Origin of the sequence: Clostridium sp. UBA4395 (genome assembly GCF_002390995.1) — a bacterium.
Lineage (GTDB): Bacteria > Bacillota > Clostridia > Clostridiales > Clostridiaceae > Clostridium_J > Clostridium_J sulfidigenes.
The window spans coordinates 47,239-69,561 of record NZ_DGRF01000018.1 but is presented as its reverse complement, the minus strand read 5'-3'; the positions used below and the strand labels follow the sequence as shown (position 1 = coordinate 69,561).

Genomic DNA, 22,323 nt, shown 5'->3' with positions numbered 1-22,323 from the left:
TATGGAAGGATGGATAAAACTTCATAGATGTTTAATGAAAAAAGCTATCTGGACAAGTTCGAGTCCAGAACAAAAAGTCATTCTTATAACCCTACTTATGATGGCTAACCATGAGGGAAGGGAATGGCAATGGCAAGGAAAACAATTCAAGGCTAATCCTGGTGAATTTGTTACGAGTGCTAAATCAATTATGACTAAAGCTGGGGAAGGCATATCTCGGCAAAACGTACGAACTGCGCTCGAAAAGTTCACAAAGTACGAATTTTTAACCTACGTATCAACCAAGACAGGAATACTTGTAAGTATAGTAAACTGGAGGGATTACCAAGCTAAAGAATTGCCACCTAACCAACCTACTAACCATGACCTAACCAACAGGTCACCAACACCTAACCAACAGGTAACCACTAACAAGAATGATAAGAATATAAAGAATATATATAGTGATTTTGAAAAAGAAATTATTAGCCTTTACCCAGGTAAAAAAATCAAGGCTGTTAGGGAGAAGAAATTGCCTAAATTATTAAAAGAGTATGGTGAAGAACAAATCAAAAGATGTGTAGAAAGATATGCAAAAGAATGTAAGGATAAAAAAACAGATAAGCAATTCATTTTAAATGAGAGTACCTTTTGGAATGGAAGGTATAAAGATTATTTAGATCCAGCAGAAGAAGAAAAACCAAAGAAAAAACCAAAGTTGAATTTTGTGTATAGGGATTTATAGAGGTGAGATATGGAACAGATACAAGAAATTAAGCAGAAATATGGACAAGAAGCAGAAGAAATAATTTCAAGTGGATTAGGTATGGTTAAGAAAGGCAAAAAGTATCACTGTCCTAATACTTTTGCACATAAGCATGGGGATAAAGACCCTAGCATGAGTTGGGACCCTAAAAGATTTCAATTTTATTGTTTTGCATGTGGAATGAAAATAGATATTTATGGCTACTACAAGGACCATCTTAATTATACACATGATGAAGTAGTAAGAGAACTTTTGGGGGTAGATAGCTATAAAGATACTTCAATGCAGAAAAGCAGAGATACATTTTACAGTGAGTCTAAAAAGGTAACTGCCATTACAGAAGAGTGTATAAATTATATAAATTCTAGGGGTATTAAAGAAGAAACTATAAAGCAATTCAACCTAGGTAGCTATAAAAACGCCATAGCCTTTCCATATTACAAGTTTGATACTGTGGTAGGGTATAAGACTAGAAAGCCATTAAAAGACCCAGGGAAGCCTAAAATGCTAAATATAACAGGTAGTAAACCATACTTGTTCAATGCACAAAATATTGACCTAGAAAATAAGGAGTTAATTATATGTGAAGGTGAATTTGACTGTATGATTATTTATCAATGTGGATTTACTAATGTGGTAAGCGTAGGTGCTGGGGCAAATAGTTTAGCTGCATTAATAGAACAAGCTAAAGACTTCCTAGAGAATTTTGAAAGCATCATAGTGGTTTCGGATAATGATAAAGCTGGAGAAGAAATGGACAGGAAAATGGTTGAATTGTTAGGGGATAAAGTAAAACTGATAGATAAAAGGCTATACACAATGAATGATGTAAATGAGGAATATTACAAGGGTGGTAGTAGTAAAATAGCTGAATTAATAGATAGTGCAAGATTTAAAATTGAAGGTAGAAGGGATTTAGATAAAGAGCCATACAAGGGATTGATGCAATGCAAGGGTAATTATGTACCTACAGGTATAAAGAGTATAGATTTTGCATTGAATGACCTAGCACCTAAGTGTGTAACTCTTATTACCGGTAGAAGTAACGGAGGTAAGACAACCTTTGTAAAACAAGTTATAGCCAACGCCATTGATAAAGGTAATAAGGTATATCTCATGAATGGTGAAAATGATGCAGAAATGCTTATAAATGAGATTTATCAACTCGTTATAGGTAAGGATGAAAATTGCTATAACTGGATAAAGATTAATAAGCGTAAGAGAAAAGAGCCTAAAAAGGAAGTCTTAAGAAAATTACAAGAATGGCATAAAAACAAATTCTATCTATTCAATAAAGGTGAAAGCAAACTAAAGACTATAGATGAACTACTAGCCATGATAGAAGTTGAAATCAAGTTTAATCAGTACGATTTAATTGTAATTGATAACCTAATGTCTATTCTAAGTGTGAAAGCGGCAGAAAAGTACGAGCAACAAGCTGATTTTGTTCAGAGGTTATGTGATTTAGCTAAGAATTACAATACTCATATAATCCTAGTATTGCACCCTAATAAAACCTACAGCAAGGGCTCTGACATGGATTTTGAACAAATAAGCGGTTCGAGTGACATCTACAATAAGGCTGACAATATAATCGCAGTAATAAGGGAATATGAGAGTGAAAAAATAGAAGAAGGTATAAACGGATACTTGCAAGTACTTAAAAATAGGTACTACGGAGAACTTCCAAAGGTTGAAACGTATTTTGATGATGATACAGGCTTATTATTGGAGATTGACGAACAGAGGAATATTTTAGCTTATAACCTTAACTGGAAACGTGAAATAGTGATAGAGGGTTTGCAAGAGGTACTGATTGCGAAAGGGGATGAACCTTTTTAATGGATATTGTTGAATTAAAGAAAAAGTATAATCAATTATTAAAAAGAGTTTATGACGCAGAACAGTATTTTGAAACTTGTAGCAAGGAAGATATAGACAAGTACATGCCTAAGTACATGAAAATCCTTGATGTAATAAATAAAATGATAATAGTATTAAGAAAAAATGGTATAGAAATGAACGATAAAGCCATACTCGAAGGTTTTAAGGAGTGTGAATAATGGATAAAGAAATGATGTTAAATGCGGTAGATATTGTTAGGAGTGTATCGGATCATCAAAAGGGATTTAAGAAAATCTTAGGTAGGTTTATAAACAAAATAAATTACATTTATTACAAAATGATAGAGGGGGAAATAAATTGAAGCATCCTAAAAAGCTAAAAAGAAAGCATAAGGAGTTCTTAACAGATAAGGGATATAACCCACAAGACTTCTTATTCGAGAGAGAAACTGAGTTCGATTATATATTTTACAATGTGGTTACTGAAATGTTGTTTCCGATAGGGAAGTAGGGAGTAGTTTTTAGATATTGTTAATTAGGAGGTTTTTATGGAAGCTTTTTTAAAGGATTTAACTGACTTATGTAAAAAACATGGTAAATACATCAAGGGAATTGGGCTAGAGGATGATTGCTCCATGTATGTCAATGAAAAATGGTTAACTACAGGTTTTTATTTAGATGAAACCACAAAGGAGTACAAGTTAATAGAAGAGTAATTCACAATTCAACCCAACAAGGAGGTAAAAGCCATGAAATCAAGTGAAGTCAAGATTGATAAAAAATACATCTTTACAACTAAAGAAGATACAAATAGAGAACAGAGGATTAAAGGTACAGTTTTATCAGATGAAGGAAGTTATTTTTTAGTTCAATGTAAGCATTATAAGACTTGCTTCAACAAGTGCGACATTGATTGTGGATATATCCAAGTTAGAGAAATTAGGAGGTAGGAAGATGAAAAAATATAAATTGTGGGAAGTTGTCAAGATGATGGCTGAAAATAAGGATTTGGAATTTACAAATGGTAGCAGCACAATAGGGCTTTGTAATTATGGGTTTTTGGAAATGAAAGAAACTAGATATTATAAGCGTACTTTAGATGAAAATATAGACATAGATTCAGAGTGGGAACTTGTGCAAAAGCCAGTTACTTTCAATGAAGTTTTAAATAGTGGTAGAAAGTGCAGAGTTGAACATGAATTAATGGATGCATTAACAGAAGATGAATGTTGCACTAGTGAAGCATTGATAAAATCTATCAATAAAGATATTTGTGAAGGAAAATATTTATTGTTTGGAAGTTTATTCTTAGTATTATCATGGAGATTTGCGACTTATGAAGTTAAAAGAATCATTAAAGAAGGTAAATGGTATTTAGAAGATTAGGAGGTAATAAAATGGACTTAGTATTAATTTTAGTCTTATTAGGCTTACAAGCAACTTTACTTATAATGAGTATAAATACTCTAAACAACAAATTAAATCGCTTAGAGGGGCAAATTAGAGCGAATGAGGTGCATATGGGAGGACAAACACAGGGGATAAATGCAAATTTAGAAGAAGTAGCACAATTCAATGAGAAAGCCTTAGGAACATTATCGCAAAATATTGCTATGTGTGGGTATGAAATAAAAGAAGTTAATTGTAAGTTGGAAGATGTTAATAAAACTATTAGGCAAGAAACTGCCAAAAGGTTATATCTACATTTGCAAGATAAATTTTAGGAGGATAGAGATAAAATGGATTGGCAAGATTTGAAAGAGAAATATCAAGGTCTTGAATTTGCAAAATTTCTCATGGATGAATATTTGAAATGTGGCACTTATGGGAAAGTAGCTGAGAAATACGGGGTTAAACATTACAATGTATCAACAGTAATACAATTTCATGCTAAGAAGTTAGAAGAATTTTATCCTCGAAAATATAAAGAGTTTAGGGCATCAGCAACTCGTTCTAGTAGAAATAGTAGGAAAAAACCTATTGAAGAATTAACATGGGAAGAAGTAAAAGAAAAATATAAGGGTGTTGAACGTGCTTTATTCGTGATAAATGAAGCAGTAAGGCTTGGAGGAGTAAAGAAGGTTGGAGATAAATATAATCTAACTGATGGCGGATTAGGGAAACTAATTTGGCAACATAAGGCTGAATTAAAAGCTAAGTATCCGAAAGAATATGAAGTTTATAAAAAACAAGCTAGACATACAAATTCAAATAGGTTCAATATTAACATTTTTGAAATGCTAGACAAAGAAATATCAGAGTTCAAGTTTATTGATTTTGTTGTTCGATATGATACGGATGAACTAAGTATAATTCAACTTATAGAGATGGCAAAAGAAAAGGGAGTTAGAGTATATAGGCTAAATGATGATGGTGAGAAAAAGTTTGTAGTTTAGGGGGAACAAGAAATGAAAGATATTAAATTATTTGAAAGATGGCTAAAGAAATCGCTGAATGAAAAAGTGTATTTACAAGCCTTAAAAGATGAAGTAATAGTAACTGATGGGTTTGTGGTGTTCAAGATAAAACGAACCAACAAACAATATATTGAAGTTATTAAAGAACAGACATTTCAAGAATTGAATGAAAATTTTAAAATAAATTATAGGAAGATAACTAAGATGGAGGAAGTAAAGTTTAATGAATTATTTGATAAAACCAATATGGAGAAAATAAAAGATACTAATTTAGTATATCGAACAAGCGATACAATGAGTCTTAAAGTATTGAGTTATAGCAAGGGTTATATATTCGTAGATGCAAATAATATAAAAGTAAACAATATAAACGATTATGAAATTTATGGAGAAGACCCAGTAAAACCAATATTGCTAACTTCTAAAGAGATTGAAATCTTAGTTTTACCAGTTAGATTATGTATGTTTCCATATGAAATAAAAGCAATTTAGATGGAATAACCCTAGAAAACACAATAGTTGTAACTATGAATTATTATTTGAGAGTCAATTAGGAATAGAAAAAAATATATTTAGGAGATGATTATCATTAATAAAGTTGTATTAATTGGAAGATTAACTAAAGACCCAACATTGAAATTTACACCAGGAACAGGAACAGCAGTATGTAACTTTACAATGGCAGTAAATAGAAGATTTAAAAAGGAAGGTCAACCAGATGCAGACTTCATTCCAATAGTAGTATGGGGTAAACAGGCTGAAAGTACTGCAAATTATATGAAGAAAGGTAGTCAGCTTAGTGTAGCTGGAAGAATTGAAACTAGAAATTATGATGGAAAGAATGGCAAGGTGTTCATTACTGAGGTTGTAGCTGATGAAGTTAGTTTCTTAGAGTTTGGAAAGAAAAATAATAACACTACTAACAATACTCAAAGTGGTGATGTACCACAGGATTATTTTAGTGAAGATAACAACACGGATATGCCTTTCTAACAAATAACGGAAATATAACAGGGGATTAACTTCCCCTTAGGAGGTAATGAAATGAAATATCACTTATGTTGCAATCAATTTAATCACGTTTGGGAAGTAAGAAACTCACAAGAGGAAGTTATATTTAGCGGAAGTTTGCAAGAAGCAACTAATTATCTAGAAAAGCTAATTAATTAAATCGAAAGAAGGTGTATTTTATGAAACATTTCTTAAGCTTTGGCGGCGGAGTAAATAGTGTAGCTCTGTACCTTTATATGATAGAAAAAGGAATAGATTTTGAAGCGGTATTTAGTAACCATGGAGCAGATCATCCAGACACGTATAGATATATGGAATACTTTAATAACGAAGTAGTAAAAAGAGGATGGAAACCAGTAACGATTATAGAGGGCAAGGTCAAAGAAAAATCTATGGAAAGACCTAAAGATTTATTTGAATACTGCTTAGAAAAAAGTATAGTACCTAGCAGAATGTTGAGATGGTGTACTGAAAAATTTAAAATTGTACCAACAAATTTATATATGAATTCTAGACTAGAGGGTGGAGAGAATGAAAAGTGTTATATGCACCTAGGTATAGCTTATGACGAATCACATAGAGCAAATCCTCCTAAAAATCCACCCAAGTATTTAGCTAATAAGATATATAGATATCTATTTGTAGAAGATGGAATTACTAGAGAAGGGAACATTGAAATAATTAAACGACATGGGTTTGAAGTTCCTAGAAAATCGGGCTGTTATATATGTCCATATGCTAAAAAAAGAGATTTTATAGAACTCTATAGGAATGACCCTTGTTTATATGAAAAAGCTAAACTATTAGAGCATAGAGTAAATGAAAAAAGAGTTTCGGATAGTAAGAAACCCTTATATATAAGTTCTAAGCCTATAGAAATAATAGTTGGAGAAGGACAAATAGAGATGTTCTTTGATGAAGATAATGCATTGGATCATATAGGAGAAAGGGAAAGACCTTGTAATTGTGGATTATAAATTTAAATAATGCATAAAAAGGAGAAATGAAAATGGCAAATAATAAGTGTGATAAATGCGGTCGCGAAGTGAAGTTGGTTTTAGAAGAAAAAGGTGAGTATATTACAACGGAAATATATAGATGCTTAAACTTAAGGTGTGGATATATGTTTAGGGTTTTGAGGGGTAGAAAGTAAATCTATAAGGAGTGTTACAAATGCTATTAAAAATAATAATGGGAATTATAGTTTTCGACATATTGTTTGTAGCAGTATTATACAGAAATGGAGCAAGAGAATGATTAGTAATGTAAAAATATATGATATGGAAGAAAGTTTAAAGGCGGCATCTTATCCAATGGCAATAGATACAGAAGTACTTAATATCAATGATGGCTCATTTGGTGGAAGGGTACAAGTTATAAAAGATTACTGCACAACTATAACTACTAAGCAAATGAGGTGTCCTAACAGTGGAGTTATTGACTTAGGAAATGGTAAATACAGATATCTAACCGAGCGAGAGTGTTGGAGATTGCAAGGCTATAGTGATGAAGATTTTGAAGCAACTTTAAAAGTGCATCCAGGCAAAGAGGAAAAGTTAAATGGAGCACTTTACAAACAAGCAGGCAACTCGATACCAATACCAATTTTAGAAAGTATATTTAAACAGATTTTAGGGGTGAAATAGATGATAGGATTTAAAAATATTAACCTAGAAGGCGTTACACTGATGCAACAAGTAGACAAGGTCTACGAGGAAGTTGACGAGTTTGAAAAAGCAGTATTAAAACATGATGCAACTAATGCTATAGAGGAATACTTTGATGTATTGCAGAGTGGATTAGGAGCATTACAGAAGATGGGGCTAGATGCTGATTATGTTATGAGTCAGTATGATAAGCATTTAGAGAAAATTAAGGATAGACCGAGGGTTAAGGGAGTGAATAAAAATGAATGATATGTATATATGCAAGGAAGGTATTTGCAGAAATAAAAATCAAAATAAAGGCAATATATGTTGTTATTCTTGTGATGTTGTGGGATGCGAATATAGATGCGGTGAAGTTTTTGAAGAATGTGAAGCTAAGTTTAAGATAGAGAAAATAACACATGAACTTAAGATATTACCAGAATATTTCTATGATGTTTTAAATGGTAAGAAAAGATTTGAAATAAGAAAAAATGATAGAGATTTCAAGGTTGGAGATACAGTTAAGTTAAGAGAGTTTAAAGATGGTGATTATACAGGAAACTATATAAATGCAAGAATAACATATGTATTTTTAGGCGGTCAATATGGTTTAGAAGAAGGATATTGCATATTTTCCATAAGAGTGTATGCAAGTGGCAAGGAATAATTTGTGGTTATTGCTAATTTGGAAAAGACCACAATTTGTAGATAGTGTGAAATAAATTGAAATTATAAAAATGGAGTAATACTAGTTAAAATGTGGGTACTCACCTCCTGACGAGGAGGAAATTATTAATGAAAATATTAGTAGCTTGTGAAGAAAGCCAGGCTGTAACGATTGAACTTAGAAAATTAGGACATGAAGCATATAGTTGTGACATTATACCATGTAGTGGCGGTCATCCTGAGTGGCATTTGCAACAAGATGTAATTCCACTATTGAAAGAAAGGTGGGACATGATTATAGCATTCCCTCCATGCACACACTTATGTGTTAGTGGAGCAAGACATTTTGAACAAAAGAGGAAAGATGGTAGGCAACAACAAGGTATAGATTTCTTTATGATGTTTGCAAATGCTGATTGTGAGCGAATAGCAATCGAAAACCCTATAGGAATAATGAGTAGTATTTGGAGAAAACCAAACCAAATAATTCATCCTTGGATGTTCGGGGATAAATTCAGCAAATCAACATGTTTATGGTTAAAAGGGTTACCTGAGTTAGAGCCTACAAATATAGTAGAAAAAGGAGAGTTTATAGAGTGGGTAGATAAAAAAACTGGAAAAACAAAAAGACAAGCAAAATGGTTCTTTGATGCTTTAAAAAATGCGAGAACACCACAAGAAAGAAGCACAATAAGAAGTAAAACTTTCCCAGGGATAGCAAAAGCTATGGCAGAACAATGGATTAAGTAGTACACAATTCAAAATTAACTAGTTGCATAATTCACAACAACTGAGGGTGTAGGTAATCCCTACATCCTAACAAATTGAATACAATAAAATTGAGTAAAATTGAAGGTGAGAAGATGCTATTTAAATGGTTCAAGAAAAAAGAAGAAATGCCAGTTCACAGATGTGGTTATGATAAGTCATTAGGTCATTATTACAAGTTATACAGAACAGAATATACTAATCGCTTTGATATTGTTGTTGTATATAGCAGAATACAATGTGAATGTGGCAAATATTTAGATATAGAAATCAGTAATGAGAATTTCAAGCCTACTATTGCAAGAAGTTTTTATGAAAGAGAAATAAATGATTATATAGACAAGTTGAGAAAACTCGGAATAAAAGATGAAATAGAGTTGAACTTGCAGACTGGATTAAGGTCTAACAGGATTTAATGAGGTGAGAAGATGGGAAAATGCATTTGTATTTTAGAAGAAGGACAAGAAATAACCATGGATGAAGGGTGTTGGACAGTTTTAAGCTTAAAAAGGGAATGTGATGGATACTATCTTGAAGCTTGGGGTGATGAAAAAGTAGATAAAAGAATAAACTATTGCCCTATGTGTGGAAGAACGTTGAGCGGTGATTAAATGATGTATGAAGATGAATTAAGAGAATACATTTCAACAATGTCAACTAGGAGAATATATGAAATGATAGACCAATGCACTTGGGAAATGGAACGTGGATTAAGAAATCATAATCAGAAATTAAAACTTTTATATGAAGAACTAGAAAGGAGATAGGGGCATGATGTATAAACCATTAACTGATACAGAGCTAGCAAAGGTATTAAAACATCTTGTAATACTTACAGATACGGCTGAGAAGGAAAATAGCCACATTACAGATTACTTCACTAAGGAGAAGATAGCGTTTAAAAAATATAGCCTTAGTGAGGGAGATTATTCGGGGATGATAGCCTACAATGAGGAAACTCATAAAATTTTAGGTATAAATAAAGATTTATATTTCAATGATGTTATTGTAATTGAAAGAAAAGCTAGTGTTGACGAACTTTGTAACAATCTTAAAAATACAGGAACTAAAGAAAGACAAAGATTTGAATTTGAACTAACAAGGATAAAGCTAAACTGTGTTAATAAATATCTACTAATTGAAGATGGAAATATTGAGAGAACTATTTGGGGAAAGAACTATACAAGTAATTATCATCCAAAAGCATTATATAATAGCTTAAAACGTTTTGAAGCTAGATACAGATGCCCTTTAATAGATAAAGAAAAAAGCATAGCACCATTTTGGATCTACAACACAATAGAGTCTTATGTAAAAGAAGAATTAAAGCAAGGTAAATACATTAAAGAGGGTGTTGCTAGTGAATAGACACAGGGTAGATAAAGTCCCTAAATGTGGGGCTATGGACAGTAAATACTTTGGTAGACCTAACGCCTTTGATGAAGATGTAAAACGCCATAGGGAGGAATATAAAAGCAAATGTGATAGTGCCTATAAGATGCTAGAGGATTTTATAAATCAAACTACTAACCAAAGTGAAAATTTAAGCATAATAATACAAGAATGTATAAAGCTTAAAGAAAAATATGAGTTGTAGGAATAAAGTTAAGATTAAATTTAAAAAGAAGAAAGAAGGATTAAAATGAGTGTAGATTTTTATTCATGTGATTGTTGTGAAGAATCAAGATATGAAGAATATGTAGGACATTGCAGTAAGTGTGGTCATAGTTTATGTACTTCTTGTTTAGTGAATAATGATATTAATTCTAGTTATGCTTATGAATACAATGTTAAGTTTGATGGAAGTGAAAAACAAAAAGAGGAATACGATATTGAATCTAAACAGGAATCAGAATATGGATATGAAATTGGAGATATAATTGATGACGCTGGAATAGATTCAAAATATTGTCCGTTTTGCACTGGAAATGAGATTCATAACGATGACTTATTGGAGTTTGCTTTGAAGCTATTAAATATTGATAGAGATACATTAATTACAAAATACAGAGATGATAATAAAAAGTAACACTTATAAGGAGGTAGAAAATGAGAGAGATTAAGTTTAGGGGTAAACGAATTGATAATGGTGAGTGGATATATGGAGATTTATGGCAATGCAAATATTCTGATGGCAGAATCAAAATAACAATAAGTGAACAGACTCCAAATGCATTATGCAATATAGAGGTTATTGCAGAAACAGTAGGACAATACACAGGCTTAAATGATAAGAATAACAAAGAGATTTATGAGGGAGATATAATCGAAGGTGGTTATTTAAATCCATTGACTAGTGAATTTTTAAGTAGAAAATATATTATTGAATATGACAAAGGTTCTTTTAAAGGTAAATTAATAGGACATACACCATATGGAGATACATGGTTGCAATTTATTGATGGTGAAGTTATAGGAAACATCTATGAAGATAAACATTTATTGGAGGGGTAACTAATGGGTAATGCTGAAATAATTCAAGTTATAAAAACTACACTTACTAAAAGAGGAGATGGAAAAGAAACACCGATTAGATATTTAACACAGTATTGGTCTTTAGATGGAGAATTGCTTGCCGAAGTTGATCCATGCAGTACAAAGGAGGTAGCCAATGAATAACATAGACAAAATAAAAGAATTAGAGTCTATTATAAGACAGACCAAAAAGCAGATAGATGATTTAGACAGGCTATATAAAAGGGCTTTTATGCCCAAAGGATATGGAAAAGGTACAAGTTACAATGACTACGATACAATAAAAGGTGGTAACAAAGAATTTCATATAGAGGATTATTCGGCGGAAAGGGAAAGGTTAGTCAATCTACTAGAACTAAGTGAAAATGCACTAGCTAGTAGAAAGTCAGAAGTGAATGTTGATGAATATTTACCATTACTGACTAATAATTATCAAAAGGTTAAGTTTCTCAGAAAGGTTAAGAAATGCACACAAGCTGAAACTGCTGATATTTTAGGAATAGGTGAGAGAACAGTTCAGAGGATAGAGAAGAATTTAGGCTAGGGTAAAACCTAGTCTTTTCTTATGGGTTGCTAAAATCTGTTACCACGTTGCTAAAACTTGTTACTTTACTGCTAAAATCTGTTACCAACTTGCTAAAATCTGTTACCTTTACACCTTGTAAATTAAGTTATATCAATATATTGCGGATTTGTCATATAAGTTATTAACAAAAGTTATTAACAGGAGTATATATAACATATAGCATACTCTCATTTGACAGAGAGTACGGACGAACTATTTTCCTACAATCAATTCTTTTTATTTTTTACAGTAACATTAAATATAAAATCTTGATACTATGATATAATATTATTAAGGAGTGATAGTAATGAAAGGTAGTTTCTTAGACCATTTAATTATGGATAATGATGTACTTAAACAATTCAAAAACCTAACGACTAAAGAAGAAAAACTATTCTATTATGCTTTTGGAAAATTGCAATCAAGAGCGGTGGCAATCAAGAAGGAAATACAGAGGAATAAGGCGATTAATAATAAGAAGTTTGGTATTGACTCATCAAGTATAGATGTTGATATAGAAGAAATAGGCATTGTGTCAGAATTGGAAGTTAATATAAGCTATGATGAAGTGAAAATTTTAAATAATATAAACAGAGTTGATAAAAACAATTTTAAAGATATAGAAAAGAATTTATTAAAAGATGCTTGTACTATAGGTATATGGAGTGATGGTAATTATACAGTAATATCTCTTTATGAAAAGATTATATTCAATAATGACAAAAGAAGGATAGAAGTATTGTTCACGGAGTCAGCAGCAAAGTTATTAACTGTAATTGATGATAAAGTTTCTAAAGATGAAGAAGGAAAGTGTTTAGGTGGATTTACAACTATATCAATTAAAAATATATGCCCATTAAAAAAGACTTATGATCTGAAATTCTATTTATATGCCTTAACCATACTTAGAGGTAATAAAGGTTGTGTAACTATGAGTATGGATGGATTAAGAAATATATTAGGACAAGGTGCTAAAATAGAAGATAAAATGTTTTATCAAAGATACATAAAGAACCCATCTAAAGCTATAAATGATTTAAATTTAGATATCAAAGTAGATACTGAGAGAAAAGGCGAGAATGTAATTATAAAAATAGTTAAAAGAAAGGGTAAATAATTATGAATTATATAGAACAACTTAAAGATGCAATAGATTTCCACCATGGGGCAATAGAATTATATGCTAATCTCAACACCATGGTAACTTTAACAAATAAGAATGAACCATATTACTTTAGTTCTAAGAAAAACGTATTAAATATTTCTGAAATTGAAATTAAACTTGATGAATCGCTAGGGGATTTTGAGATTAAATTATTACTAGAAGAAAATACTAAAAAGTGGTTTGATGGCGTTATTGAAGAAAATAAAAAGTATAAAATTATCAATTTAGAGAGGTAAGATTATGAAGTTAGGATTAAGAACACCAAGCTTAAAGAAATCAATTAAGGCTAGAACGACCGCCAAGCTTAAGAGAAAAGTTAAGAGTACAATTAATCCTTTATACGGAAAGAAAGGCATGGGATGGGTAAATAACTCTAAAAAGGCTATGTACAACAAGGTTTATAATAAGACTAGCTTTAGTTTATGGGATTTGATTAAGAAGTTAGGGAAGTAAGAATATAAGATAAATTGATTAATATTTGTTTACAAATAATATAATAAAAAGTACAATATCTATAATATGTAAATATGAAATTGGGAGGAAATCGGATGGGAAATTTTGGATTTGATAGAGAATTATTAAATAATATTGACATAACGAGTAAATTAAAAGATGATATGAAAGAAATTGATGATGAACGTAATAGAATATTTCAACAAGTTCAAAAGAAAATGGAAGAAAAGGAAAATGAGGATTTATGCAGACACAAGAAAGTAATAGAAAGTATCGTAGATAACCCAGGTATTGTTTTTAAAGATATTAATAATAGTTCAATTGCAATCCAACAGGGCGTAATTAACTCAAGCCAAGAAATTAATAACTCTCAAACATTTGATTACGAAGCAGTTCTTGATGTTATGAATCAAATTAAAACACATTTCGGTTCACAACAATTCAATGAGTCTTTTGGAGAAAATTCAGATGCAATTAAGAAGATTGTTGAGGATGTAATTAATTTATCGAAGGGGAAAGAAGAACCTTCACTAATAAAAAAGTCGGTAGATTTATTAAAGCAGATGGCAATTGGTGCTGGAGGAAATTTAATTGCGGCTGGGATAGTTGGTTTACTATCAACATTACCAATCATTTAACATAAAGGTGGCGTACAAATGGCGTTAAAGTGGCGTGTTCGTGGCGTTTACATTTGATTTTCTATGTGTTATTTTAGTAGTATAGAAGGTTGGGTATATTATATCCAGCTTTTTTATTTTCCCCATTTACCCCTATTGATTATGACCTTTATGTTTCGGTAGGTAGCCATAAAGTGAGTTAAAAAGATTGCTATTAGCAATGAGCAAGTGAGTAAGTCCTTACCTACAGGCAAAGCTAATCAATAAGCATTTAGTCGTTAGGCTAGGTGCTTTTTTATTTTATTTAAACTAAGTGAGGTGAGTATGTATGGTTAATAAATACAAGTTTAAAATATTCATAAACCCTGGTGCCACTAGAGAACAGGATTGTTGTTGTTCAGCTTATGATCCAGGTTGTGAGAGGGGTTATAATGGCGAGTGTATATTAATCAAATATACTTACAATCCATTTAACGATACTGACATTGAAGAATGTCGGAGGAATGAAACTAGAACCTATCAGAAAAGGCATGGAAGGTTTAAGAGTAAGAGGTTTTAAGATAAAGGATTTTCACTTCTTTTGTAGAAATGTAAATATAAGGAGGTGAGAGTATGTCAGATAGAATAGATGTAGACCCAACACCAATTCAAAGAAATAGAAGAGATGTTGCAATAGAGTTAGTTAATTTATATGTTGAAAAAGGATGCCATTTAGGAAAAGAGATTACAGAAGATAAAATAGCTGGATTATATGAAAGGTATCATCAATTAGCAGTAAATTGTGATCATCAGAAACTTAAACAACAGTAAAAATAATAACTAAGGAACTCTAGAAATAGGGTTCTTTTTTATTTTACATAAAAGGAGAATAAGCATGGCACAACGTAGAATGAGAGAGTGTAAGCATAGAGGATGTATAAAGCTAACTCGTAGTGAACATGGCTATTGTGAAGAACATGAGAGAGAGTATCTGGATAAAGTTAATGCAGCAAAGAAGAAGTGGAAGATTGAGAATAACTATAAAAGACCTAGGAACTCCAAGGTTGAAAAGTTCTATTCAAGTAAGCAATGGCAACAGTTAAGGGCATACATAAAGGCTAGAGATAATTACTTGTGTCAAGATTGCTTGAAGGAAGGTAGAATAACCATAGCTAACCAAGTGCATCACATTGAACCTATCCTAAAAGCTTGGGACAAAAGGTTTGAAGAAGATAACTTAATTAGTCTATGTCATGAACACCATATGATTAGGCATGGACATAAGATTAGTTTAAATGATGATTAATATTAATAGGAGTGAGGATATGAAGAAATCAATATATAGATTGAAAGATTATATAGAATCACATAAGTGTAATATATACTTAATAGCTAATGATGACCTAGTAGGAGATATATACCGAGGGTATGTAGAAGATGAATTAAAAACAGATAACTATATTGCATTTATAAGAGAAACAAATATGTATTCAGCAATGAACGATATAACTAATAAGGATAAGGAATGTGTAATACTTTTATGTGGTAATTGGTACAAGAATCCTTTAGTGAGGAAACATAACTTATTAGATATTTTCAGCAATAATAAATGCTACACAATACCTATAGATGAAATAGAGAAATCACCAGTAGAATGTATTATTAATACTAATACATTTCAGTATGAAGTATGGACAAAAGATAAATATATATCTTACTTATGTTGTGATGGTGGTGATTTAAATAACTCTATTAAAATATGGAATGAGGTTAGTAAGGGATATAACTTTGTAATAGCTATCAAGAGTAATGATGAAAGTATAGGTTATATGATTTACTCAGTAGGTTACTTTAATGATTATATAGTTGGTAATAAGATTAAGGATGATATAAATAAATATATTAAGGATGGTTGTATATGAATAAGGAACAAGTATTAATACTATTACAACTAACTGATAAGCAACTAGATTGGTTAGAGGATGATTACTTAAGAATACATAAGGAATATATACAGAGAGTGACAAAGAATAATAAGTATGAGGAATGGTATATTAAAGCATTAATAGAATGGAAGAGTAAGAGGGAGAAGTATATCCCCCCTACCTACTAGAAAAAGAGGAAATCACTACAGTACCGTTGTTACCAGAGTTCCTCGCACAAAGTTCCTTAAATGAATGAAAAAAGGGGGTGTCTCAGAATGGCAAGACCTAGTAAGACTTATATACAACTTATTGAAGAAGGAAATTCACATATGACTAAAGAGGAGCTAGAGTACAGAAAAAGCCAAGAGGAGGCACTTCTAACAAAAGTTCCTTTAACAGAATTTCAAGAAACGAAGGACAATCCTAAATCACATGAAGAATTCTTAAGAATTAGGAATTTATTAAGAAAAATAGAGAAAAACGACGATTTATTTGCAGGTCCAGTTAATAGGTACGCAATGTTAAATGCAGAGTGTCTTGATTTCTTAGAAAAGAGAGAAACGTTTTATAAATCAATCGAGGAACTGGAAAATGAATATAAAACACAAGATACAAAAGAGCCTACAATTCCAACTTTGGATTATCTAAAATTAAGAGCTTCACTCCAAGGTCAAATAATAGCACTGGACAAGCAAATTCAAAACAAAAGAAAAATGATGTTGGATATTGAAAAGGAAAATCTTATGACAGTTGCTTCAGCGTTAAGGAGTATACCTAAGAAACCTATAGAAAGCAAAGAAGAGGACAGTGAAGAGGAAAAACTCTTTGGTGGTAATCTGTGATTTCTGATAAAACAAGAAAAGAAATTTTAAAGGCCATTACCCCTGAGAGTCTAAAGGAAGAGTTACTACAGTATTGCAATGATATACTCACAGGCAGAATTAATGCATGTAAAAAGCACAAACAAGCATGTAAAAGATTTTTAAATGACTTAGAAAAATCTAATAACGAGGACTATCCATTTTATTTCGATATAGATGAACTTTACAGATTCTATATGTGGTGTAAAATGTTTAAACACAGAGTTGGAATATTAGCTAAAAGACCTATAGAGCTAGTAGCAATCCAGCTCTTTATTTGTGGGAATATATTTTGTTGGAAATACAAAAGTAGCGGTTATAGAAGGTTTAGAAAAGCTTACATCCAACTAGCGAGGAAAAATGCTAAGTCACAATTACTTGCATGTATAGCAACATACGAATGTTTCTTAAGTGAAGAACAGGCAGAGGTATATATAACTGGTTGGGATAGAAAAGGTTCAAATGTAGTTTATAGAGAAATCCTTTTTCAAATAGATACAAATACTCCTAAGTTGCTTAAAGGTAAATATTCTACAAGTTATGGAAAGATTACTCATAAGAAAAGTGGTTCATTTATAGAACCTCTTTCAAAAGAAGCTAAGAATAGTGATAGTGCAAATAACCCAAGTTTAGCAATCGTAGATGAATACCATCAACATATTACATCTGAAATATATGATTCTCTTTTAGGTGGTATGGTTGCTAGAACTCAACCTTTAATAGTTATTATAACTACTGCTGGATTTGATTTAAGCAGACCATGTTGTAAGGAATATCAATATGTAAGTAAAATACTTGACCCAGATATGAATGTAGATAATGATGAATACTTTGTTTTAATATGTGAACTGGATCCAGAGGATGATATTAATGATGAAAGTGTATGGATAAAAGCTAATCCGATAGTAGCATCATATGAAAATGGTATTAACTATTTAAGACAACAATTAAAAACTGCAATAGATGCACCGGAGAAAATGAGGACATTACTCACTAAAAACTTTAATCGGTGGGTAGATATGAAAGAAAATGGCTATATGAATATGACTAAATGGAATGCTAATGAAGAAATATTCGCATTAGATAAGTTTAGGGGCATGGATTGTATATTAGGTATGGACTTATCAACTAAGCTTGACTTAACATCTATTGTTTTTGAATTTTATCTTGATGGAATTTATTACACATACCAACATTCATTCCTTCCGGAAGAGGAGTATAACAAGAGGGTTAGGGAAAATAAATATAATTTTGCTTTATGGAAAGAACAAAAATACTTAACTGTTATTCCAGGTGCAACAATAGATTATAATTACATCTCTGATTATATTCATGAGATTGAAAAAGAGCATAGAATAAATATATTAGAGATTTGTTATGACCCAGCACATGCACATCAATTTGTTTTAGACTTAGAATTTGAAGGTTACACAACTGTGGAGGTAAGACAAGGGCCATTCACATTAAATGAACCTACAGAGGACTTTAGAAAGCAAGTCTATGACAATGTAATGAAACATACCAATGATGGTTTATACAATTGGGCCATGGGTAATGCAGTATGTGCCAATATAAACAGGAAACAATCTTATACAATGCTAGATAAAGCTAAGTCTTTTGAAAAGATTGACCCAGCTGCAGCTACAATAAATGCACACTATAGAGCAACTAAAATACTTGTGACTGGTAGTACAGATATATTCTATTCTCCAGATATTTAGATTTGAAAGGAGGTGAAGACGTGGGAATATTTAATTTAATACGAAATTTCTTTAAAACTCCTTTTAAAACTGCCATAAAGAGGGATTTTAGTAGATTTTCTTTTTTTAACAAGGACTTAGCAACTAATGAAACTATATTTAGTGCAGTTAGTATGTTGAGTAATGCAATAGCGAGTGCACCTTTGAGTGTTAACCAGGACTATGTAAAATTAAAACCTAGAGAACATGAACTTGCTAGGTTATTCGAATATGGTCCGAATCCAAGAATGTCTACTTTTAATTTTGTTAAAACAATGGAAGTAAACAGACTTACAGAAGGAGCTGCTTATGCAATAAAAGAATATGGTTATGGTGGAGAAATAAGCGCATTATGGGTGCTAAACGGTGACTATGTTGAGCCTATTATTGAAAGCGATAGTAATGAACTTTACTATCAGATAAGAAATGGTGGAGAGCCTAGATATGTTCACAACTCGCATATAATAGCAGTTGATTATTTAACTACAGATGGATACACTCCTATAAGTCCATTAGACGTATTAAGAAACACAATAGATTATGACCGAGAAATTAAAGAATTTAGCTTAAATCAGATGCAAAATGGTTTAAAAGCTAACATAGTTGTTAAGCTACAAAGTAAATTAGGTGAAGAGGAATTAAAAACATACAATGAAATGCTTAGCAGATTCCAAAAGAATGGTATCTTGTATGTTGATAGTGGGAAGGAATTTCAAGAATTAAAAAATACTTCTTTTATTGACCCTAACGTAGCAGCAGTTGAACAAATAACCGTTGAAAGAGTTGAAAGAGTATATAATATGCCTGGAAAACTAACCGGAAAAGCTACAAATGTAGAGGATTTATTGTATTTAAAGGATACAATATTACCTACTGCAAGGATGTATGAGCAGGAGTTTACTAGAAAGTGTTTAAGTGAACCAGATAGAGATGAAGGAATAAAAGCTAAACTATCTCTTAATGGATTTGCAAGGGCAGATATGAAAACTAGAGGAGATTTCTATTTTAAAGGAATTAGGTCTAGTTGGTTTTGTTCTGATGAGATAAGAGCTCTAGAAGATATGCCTCCGATACCAGGAGGAGATGTATACTACGTATCCAGGGACTTAGTTCCTATAGATAAAATAGATTTAGTCTTAAAAGGCAATAAAAACATGTAAAGTCTTAGAAATAAAGTTTATTTTTATACCTAAATTTATTGAAGGGAGGTGAACATATGAAAGAAGATAAGAAATTTTGGAAAATAGAAGCAAAATTGGGCACAAAAAAAGCTGACTTATATATATATCATGAAATTAACTCTTATCACTTTGAAGGAGTAACAGATTCAGCAGATAGCATTCACAAAGAATTAAGTGAATTAGGCGATATAGATGTATTAAATATATATATAGATAGTCCAGGAGGAATGGTAACGACTGGTATGGCTATATATGAACAGTTAAAAAGAAAGTCGCAAGAATGCAAGATAGTAGCTCATATAGATGGATTAGCTGCTTCAATATCATCTGTAATTCCTTTAGCAGCAGATGAAGTTATAATGGCAAGAAATGCTTTTTATATGATTCATAAAGCATCAATAGGCATTTATGCTAATGCAGATGAGTTAGAGAAAAAAATAGAATTGTTAAAAAAGATGGATAATAAAATAAAAAACATCTATCTAGATAAAGCTAATGGCAAGTTGGATGAATCAACTTTAGATAGCTGGTTAAATTCAGGTGACACTTGGTTAACAGCAGAGGAAGCTTTAAAGTATGGATTAGTAGATTCAATATCTGATGAAATTAAGGCAACAGCCAAATACGATAATGAAGTCTTAGGACATTATAAAAATGTTCCGAAGGCTTTTTTTAATGCCAAAAACCAAGAAAATAACTATAAAACAGAAGAAAAACCAGTAATGGATGAAGCAACAAAAGCTATGATAGCAAGAATAAATGCTAAAAAACAAGATTGGAATTTATAAAAAATAAAGAAAGAAGGAATGTTAAGTGAAAAAGAACAGATATCAATTACAACAAATGTTAGATGGGGTTAGACACTCATTGGGAGAAGCAACAGATAAATTAACTGCTATGTATGGAGATACTACTTCTAAAATAGAAGATAGAGAAAAACAGGCTACAGTAGTTAAGGATTTAGAGGAAAGGGAAAAAGGGATAAATGACCAACTAAAGGCTTTAGATGATGAAGCAGCAGCTAAACTAGCAGCTCAAAGCAAAGTAAATCCAGTGGCTGATACAGAAAAAGATAAAGTTATAAATGCTAAGGCACAGTTAATTAAAAATGTTATGGCTGGAAAACCAGTTGATCAAACAATTTTAAATGTTTTAGGTGATGGTTCATCTTTAGGAAATGGAGATAAAGTCCTACCTAAAACTATGACTAATGATTTATTATATGAGCCAATGGCTAAAAACCCATTAAGAAAAATATCTACTTTTACAAATATCACAAATCTAGAAGTACCAAAGATAGCATTTTCTCTTGATGATGATGATTTCTTAACTAGTGATACTGAAACTGCAAAAGAATTAAAAGCATCTGCTGACACTATAGTGTTCACAAGAAATAAATTCAAGGTATTCTGCGACATAACAGAAACAGTTCTAAATGGTACAAGTACTAATTTAGTTCAAGTTGTTAATGCTGGACTTGAAAGTGGTCTTGCTAAGAAAGAAAAAAAGGTTGCCTTTGCATCTGCAACTCCAACTGAAATGTCATTCTATTACAAGGATACAGTTAATCCTAATAACAATGGTTCATCTGACTATGTTATAAAGAAAGCTGCAGGAGCAACAATGTATGCTGCTATATTAGCTGCTTTAGCTGATCTAGAAGATGATTATGCTGAAAATGCAAGAGTAACAATGAAAAAATCAGATTACTTTAACATGATTACTACTTTAGCAAACGGAAATGCTTCATTGTATGCAGCTCAACCAGAACAAATTATAGGAGCACCAGTTGAATTCTGTGATTTAGCAGTAATACCAGTAGTTGGTGATTTCAAATATTCTCACTTCAACTATGACTTAAACATGATTTACGATAGAGATAAAAATGTTAAAACAGGAATTGAAAGTTTTGTTTTAACTGCTTGGATAGATCATAAAATAAAAATGAGAAGTGCATTCAGATTAGCGGTAGTTACACCCTAGTGAGCCATCCGTAGTCTATACAATTAGCGGATTAAGTAGCAAGACAGTAACAGAATTAAAGGGCATATGTGATGGATTAAGTATTGCTTATGCTACTAATGATGTTAAAGACAAGTTAATAGCTTTAATAGCAAAAAATAAAGGAATAAGCTATGTAGAAAGTGATTTAACAAGTAAAACTTTAGCTAATTTACAGGCTATATGTGATGGCTTAGGAATAACTTATACTGTAGAGAATACAGAAGAAGAATTAAAAGCTAAGATTTTAGCGTAGAAGGGGT

The 22,323-nt window shown here is 31.5% G+C and carries 41 protein-coding genes; all 41 read left to right on the top strand.

Annotation, left to right across the window (positions count from 1 at the left end):
• Window position 1: 1 nt before the first annotated feature.
• Entirely contained in the window at window positions 2-724 is a 723-nt protein-coding gene (locus B2694_RS02075) for a hypothetical protein (protein ID WP_346884357.1), read from the top strand.
• Window positions 725-733: 9 nt separating this feature from the next.
• Complete coding sequence (locus tag B2694_RS02070) at window positions 734-2,587, top strand: DnaB-like helicase C-terminal domain-containing protein (RefSeq protein ID WP_346884356.1); 1,854 nt, start codon at window positions 734-736, stop codon at window positions 2,585-2,587.
• The gene (locus B2694_RS02065) at window positions 2,587-2,808 is read left to right on the top strand and encodes a hypothetical protein (protein ID WP_346884355.1); all 222 of its coding nucleotides are present in this window, start codon (window positions 2,587-2,589) and stop codon (window positions 2,806-2,808) included. The genes B2694_RS02070 and B2694_RS02065 overlap by 1 nt, the downstream gene beginning before the upstream one ends.
• Complete coding sequence (locus B2694_RS02060) at window positions 2,808-2,951, top strand: hypothetical protein (RefSeq protein ID WP_346884354.1); 144 nt, start codon at window positions 2,808-2,810, stop codon at window positions 2,949-2,951. Before B2694_RS02065 ends, B2694_RS02060 begins: the two co-directional genes overlap by 1 nt.
• Window positions 2,948-3,100, top strand: a complete 153-nt coding sequence (locus B2694_RS02055; RefSeq protein ID WP_346884353.1) for a DUF6906 family protein — start codon at window positions 2,948-2,950, stop codon at window positions 3,098-3,100. Before B2694_RS02060 ends, B2694_RS02055 begins: the two co-directional genes overlap by 4 nt.
• Window positions 3,101-3,137: 37 nt before the next feature.
• Window positions 3,138-3,305, top strand: coding sequence for a hypothetical protein (locus tag B2694_RS02050; protein ID WP_346884352.1), 168 nt, complete (start codon window positions 3,138-3,140; stop codon window positions 3,303-3,305).
• A gap of 33 nt (window positions 3,306-3,338) precedes the next feature.
• A complete protein-coding gene (locus B2694_RS02045; protein ID WP_346884351.1) occupies window positions 3,339-3,539 on the top strand; it encodes a hypothetical protein in 201 nt (66 codons plus the stop codon).
• Between the two features lie 4 nt (window positions 3,540-3,543).
• Window positions 3,544-3,975, top strand: coding sequence for a hypothetical protein (locus B2694_RS02040; protein ID WP_346884350.1), 432 nt, complete (start codon window positions 3,544-3,546; stop codon window positions 3,973-3,975).
• Window positions 3,976-3,986: 11 nt separating this feature from the next.
• Window positions 3,987-4,313, top strand: coding sequence for a hypothetical protein (locus B2694_RS02035; RefSeq protein WP_346884349.1), 327 nt, complete (start codon window positions 3,987-3,989; stop codon window positions 4,311-4,313).
• A gap of 15 nt (window positions 4,314-4,328) precedes the next feature.
• Window positions 4,329-4,985, top strand: coding sequence for a hypothetical protein (locus tag B2694_RS02030; RefSeq protein WP_346884348.1), 657 nt, complete (start codon window positions 4,329-4,331; stop codon window positions 4,983-4,985).
• A gap of 12 nt (window positions 4,986-4,997) precedes the next feature.
• Window positions 4,998-5,498, top strand: a complete 501-nt coding sequence (locus B2694_RS02025) for a nitrate ABC transporter ATP-binding protein (RefSeq protein ID WP_346884347.1) — start codon at window positions 4,998-5,000, stop codon at window positions 5,496-5,498.
• A gap of 96 nt (window positions 5,499-5,594) precedes the next feature.
• A complete protein-coding gene (locus B2694_RS02020) occupies window positions 5,595-5,999 on the top strand; it encodes a single-stranded DNA-binding protein (RefSeq protein ID WP_346884403.1) in 405 nt (134 codons plus the stop codon).
• Between the two features lie 51 nt (window positions 6,000-6,050).
• Window positions 6,051-6,176 carry a hypothetical protein gene (locus tag B2694_RS02015; RefSeq protein ID WP_346884346.1) on the top strand — a complete coding sequence of 42 codons (126 nt, stop codon included), beginning with the start codon at window positions 6,051-6,053 and terminating at the stop codon, window positions 6,174-6,176.
• Window positions 6,177-6,196: 20 nt separating this feature from the next.
• On the top strand, window positions 6,197-6,994 hold the full coding sequence (locus B2694_RS02010) for a hypothetical protein (protein WP_346884345.1): 798 nt from the start codon (window positions 6,197-6,199) through the stop codon (window positions 6,992-6,994).
• A gap of 32 nt (window positions 6,995-7,026) precedes the next feature.
• Window positions 7,027-7,170, top strand: a complete 144-nt coding sequence (locus B2694_RS02005) for a hypothetical protein (RefSeq protein WP_346884344.1) — start codon at window positions 7,027-7,029, stop codon at window positions 7,168-7,170.
• 4 nt (window positions 7,171-7,174) lie between these two features.
• Window positions 7,175-7,663, top strand: a complete 489-nt coding sequence (locus B2694_RS02000; RefSeq protein WP_346884402.1) for a DNA cytosine methyltransferase — start codon at window positions 7,175-7,177, stop codon at window positions 7,661-7,663.
• Window positions 7,664-7,933, top strand: coding sequence for a hypothetical protein (locus B2694_RS01995; RefSeq protein WP_346884343.1), 270 nt, complete (start codon window positions 7,664-7,666; stop codon window positions 7,931-7,933).
• Window positions 7,926-8,333: an ASCH/PUA domain-containing protein gene (locus tag B2694_RS01990; RefSeq protein ID WP_346884342.1), complete on the top strand. Its 408-nt coding sequence runs from the start codon at window positions 7,926-7,928 to the stop codon at window positions 8,331-8,333. The genes B2694_RS01995 and B2694_RS01990 overlap by 8 nt, the downstream gene beginning before the upstream one ends.
• Window positions 8,334-8,461: 128 nt before the next feature.
• A complete protein-coding gene (locus B2694_RS01985) occupies window positions 8,462-9,082 on the top strand; it encodes a DNA cytosine methyltransferase (RefSeq protein ID WP_346884341.1) in 621 nt (206 codons plus the stop codon).
• Window positions 9,083-9,171: 89 nt separating this feature from the next.
• Window positions 9,172-9,516, top strand: coding sequence for a hypothetical protein (locus B2694_RS01980; RefSeq protein ID WP_346884340.1), 345 nt, complete (start codon window positions 9,172-9,174; stop codon window positions 9,514-9,516).
• Between the two features lie 12 nt (window positions 9,517-9,528).
• Window positions 9,529-9,711, top strand: a complete 183-nt coding sequence (locus tag B2694_RS01975; protein WP_346884339.1) for a hypothetical protein — start codon at window positions 9,529-9,531, stop codon at window positions 9,709-9,711.
• Entirely contained in the window at window positions 9,712-9,867 is a 156-nt protein-coding gene (locus B2694_RS01970; protein ID WP_346884338.1) for a hypothetical protein, read from the top strand.
• A gap of 4 nt (window positions 9,868-9,871) precedes the next feature.
• Window positions 9,872-10,468, top strand: coding sequence for an ERCC4 domain-containing protein (locus tag B2694_RS01965; protein WP_346884337.1), 597 nt, complete (start codon window positions 9,872-9,874; stop codon window positions 10,466-10,468).
• The gene (locus B2694_RS01960; RefSeq protein ID WP_346884336.1) at window positions 10,461-10,697 is read left to right on the top strand and encodes a hypothetical protein; all 237 of its coding nucleotides are present in this window, start codon (window positions 10,461-10,463) and stop codon (window positions 10,695-10,697) included. Before B2694_RS01965 ends, B2694_RS01960 begins: the two co-directional genes overlap by 8 nt.
• Before the next feature lie 45 nt (window positions 10,698-10,742).
• On the top strand, window positions 10,743-11,129 hold the full coding sequence (locus B2694_RS01955) for a hypothetical protein (RefSeq protein ID WP_346884335.1): 387 nt from the start codon (window positions 10,743-10,745) through the stop codon (window positions 11,127-11,129).
• A 20-nt stretch (window positions 11,130-11,149) separates the two neighbouring features.
• Complete coding sequence (locus B2694_RS01950) at window positions 11,150-11,554, top strand: YopX family protein (protein ID WP_346884334.1); 405 nt, start codon at window positions 11,150-11,152, stop codon at window positions 11,552-11,554.
• A gap of 3 nt (window positions 11,555-11,557) precedes the next feature.
• Window positions 11,558-11,719, top strand: a complete 162-nt coding sequence (locus tag B2694_RS01945) for a carboxypeptidase (RefSeq protein WP_346884333.1) — start codon at window positions 11,558-11,560, stop codon at window positions 11,717-11,719.
• Complete coding sequence (locus tag B2694_RS01940; protein ID WP_346884332.1) at window positions 11,712-12,119, top strand: hypothetical protein; 408 nt, start codon at window positions 11,712-11,714, stop codon at window positions 12,117-12,119. Before B2694_RS01945 ends, B2694_RS01940 begins: the two co-directional genes overlap by 8 nt.
• Before the next feature lie 328 nt (window positions 12,120-12,447).
• Complete coding sequence (locus B2694_RS01935) at window positions 12,448-13,257, top strand: hypothetical protein (protein WP_346884331.1); 810 nt, start codon at window positions 12,448-12,450, stop codon at window positions 13,255-13,257.
• A 2-nt stretch (window positions 13,258-13,259) separates the two neighbouring features.
• Window positions 13,260-13,541: a hypothetical protein gene (locus tag B2694_RS01930; protein ID WP_346884330.1), complete on the top strand. Its 282-nt coding sequence runs from the start codon at window positions 13,260-13,262 to the stop codon at window positions 13,539-13,541.
• A gap of 4 nt (window positions 13,542-13,545) precedes the next feature.
• Window positions 13,546-13,758: a hypothetical protein gene (locus tag B2694_RS01925; protein ID WP_346884329.1), complete on the top strand. Its 213-nt coding sequence runs from the start codon at window positions 13,546-13,548 to the stop codon at window positions 13,756-13,758.
• A 95-nt stretch (window positions 13,759-13,853) separates the two neighbouring features.
• Entirely contained in the window at window positions 13,854-14,396 is a 543-nt protein-coding gene (locus B2694_RS01920) for a hypothetical protein (RefSeq protein ID WP_346884328.1), read from the top strand.
• A 591-nt stretch (window positions 14,397-14,987) separates the two neighbouring features.
• The gene (locus B2694_RS01915) at window positions 14,988-15,185 is read left to right on the top strand and encodes a hypothetical protein (protein WP_346884327.1); all 198 of its coding nucleotides are present in this window, start codon (window positions 14,988-14,990) and stop codon (window positions 15,183-15,185) included.
• A gap of 64 nt (window positions 15,186-15,249) precedes the next feature.
• Window positions 15,250-15,660, top strand: a complete 411-nt coding sequence (locus B2694_RS01910) for an HNH endonuclease (RefSeq protein WP_346884326.1) — start codon at window positions 15,250-15,252, stop codon at window positions 15,658-15,660.
• Window positions 15,661-15,679: 19 nt separating this feature from the next.
• Entirely contained in the window at window positions 15,680-16,276 is a 597-nt protein-coding gene (locus B2694_RS01905) for a hypothetical protein (RefSeq protein WP_346884325.1), read from the top strand.
• Entirely contained in the window at window positions 16,273-16,467 is a 195-nt protein-coding gene (locus B2694_RS01900) for a hypothetical protein (protein ID WP_346884324.1), read from the top strand. Before B2694_RS01905 ends, B2694_RS01900 begins: the two co-directional genes overlap by 4 nt.
• Window positions 16,468-16,554: 87 nt before the next feature.
• A complete protein-coding gene (locus B2694_RS01895) occupies window positions 16,555-17,121 on the top strand; it encodes a hypothetical protein (RefSeq protein WP_346884323.1) in 567 nt (188 codons plus the stop codon).
• Window positions 17,118-18,860, top strand: coding sequence for a terminase large subunit (locus B2694_RS01890; RefSeq protein ID WP_346884322.1), 1,743 nt, complete (start codon window positions 17,118-17,120; stop codon window positions 18,858-18,860). The genes B2694_RS01895 and B2694_RS01890 overlap by 4 nt, the downstream gene beginning before the upstream one ends.
• 20 nt (window positions 18,861-18,880) lie before the next feature.
• Entirely contained in the window at window positions 18,881-20,038 is a 1,158-nt protein-coding gene (locus B2694_RS01885) for a phage portal protein (RefSeq protein WP_346884321.1), read from the top strand.
• A 56-nt stretch (window positions 20,039-20,094) separates the two neighbouring features.
• A complete protein-coding gene (locus tag B2694_RS01880) occupies window positions 20,095-20,847 on the top strand; it encodes a head maturation protease, ClpP-related (protein ID WP_346884320.1) in 753 nt (250 codons plus the stop codon).
• A 55-nt stretch (window positions 20,848-20,902) separates the two neighbouring features.
• Complete coding sequence (locus B2694_RS01875; RefSeq protein WP_414632702.1) at window positions 20,903-22,042, top strand: phage major capsid protein; 1,140 nt, start codon at window positions 20,903-20,905, stop codon at window positions 22,040-22,042.
• Window positions 22,043-22,323 lie beyond the last annotated feature (281 nt).